The sequence below is a fragment of the Neiella holothuriorum genome, assembly GCF_019457915.1.
Lineage (GTDB): Bacteria > Pseudomonadota > Gammaproteobacteria > Enterobacterales > Neiellaceae > Neiella > Neiella holothuriorum.
The window spans coordinates 1-1,292 of the sequence record NZ_JAHZSS010000044.1 but is presented as its reverse complement, the minus strand read 5'-3'; the positions used below and the strand labels follow the sequence as shown (position 1 = coordinate 1,292).

The following is a 1,292-nucleotide window of genomic DNA, read 5'->3' as shown; positions in this document are numbered from 1 at the left end:
GCCGTCCTAAAATAAGTTGACGGTTTTTATTAAGCCAGCGTTCCTTCAACGCTGGCTTTTTTGTGCACTTGTTCTGGCGTTTGCATACCAAGGCTTAAGTGCGGCCTGAGCTGATTGTAGATAGCAACGGACTCTTTCACGAGTTGTTTAAGTTCATCAAAGCTCTGGCACTTATGAACTAAGAACTCTTGCTTCAAGATACCATTCACCCGCTCAGCTAATGCGTTTTGATAACAGTCATAGCCATCGGTCATTGATGGGGTAATGGCATGCTTTTGCAGCTCGGACTGATAGAGTGAGGCGCAGTATTGTGAGCCTCGGTCTGAATGATGTATCAGTGGCTCATTACTTTGCCTGGCCTTTATCGACATTCTCAGAGCTTTGACGACATCCGTTGTTTTCATTTCTCGGCTCAATTCATAACCCATGATTTTGCGGCTGTAAGCGTCGGTTGTTAGCGACAAGTAGTGAACACCTTCATGACTCTGAACATAGGTGATATCACTGGCATAGACTTGCTCTGGCCGATTGAGCTGAATGTCTTGAGTGAGATTTGGGTACTTCCTCATCCAATGCTTGCTGTGCGTTGTTTTGGTGTAACTTATCTTCGGCTTAACCAGCATCTTCTGGTGGCGCAGGTAATCAAACAGGCCATCCCGACCAAGCTTGATACCCAGCTCAACCAGCTTGGGTTTAAGCAGGTAATAGAGTTTACGAGTCCCAAGGCGCGGCATAAAACGCCGGAGCTCTTGGACCAATGCTTTAACCGGCTCTAATTGCTGAATACGACATTGATAGCGAGCGAGTCGCTGGTAAACCGCTTGTCTTGAGATGCCATAGAGTGTGCAAGCGCGACTCAGGCTTAGCTTTTTCGTCGCTTGAAGAGCTCTTGCCGTGCCAACAAAGGCTTTTTTAGATAGGACGTGCCACACTCCTTATCAATGCGTTTGAGCATTTCGTGATAGATGAGGTGTAAGTCATCCATGTCACGGATTTTCTGCTCCAAACGCTTAATCTTTTGTTCGGGCGTTTCTTTTGAGGGAGTCATTTGAGCACCTGTCTGGGTCCAGTCCAGTTGACCATGTTTCCTTAACCAGACTAGTACAGTGCTGCGTCCTTGGATGCCATATTTGTGCTGAGCTTGTTTGTAAGTTAGTTCGCCTTTTTCAACTTGTGCCACCACGGCTAATTTAAAGCCCAATGTATAGTCGCGCTGAGTGCGCTTTGTTTTTGAAGGGATTCGCTTTTCCATCATAGGTCTCCAATGTGTAAACCTATTTCAGGACGGGACA

The 1,292-nt window shown here is 46.5% G+C and carries 1 protein-coding gene; it reads right to left on the bottom strand.

Annotated features, from left to right (window positions below):
• Positions 1 to 29: 29 nt before the first annotated feature.
• Positions 30 to 1,252, bottom strand: a protein-coding gene (locus K0504_RS18260) for an IS3 family transposase (protein WP_220105595.1) whose coding sequence is annotated in 2 segments (ribosomal slippage) — positions 30 to 922 and positions 922 to 1,252 — 1,224 coding nt in all. Because the reading frame shifts where the segments join, the coding sequence is not laid out codon by codon here.
• Positions 1,253 to 1,292 lie beyond the last annotated feature (40 nt).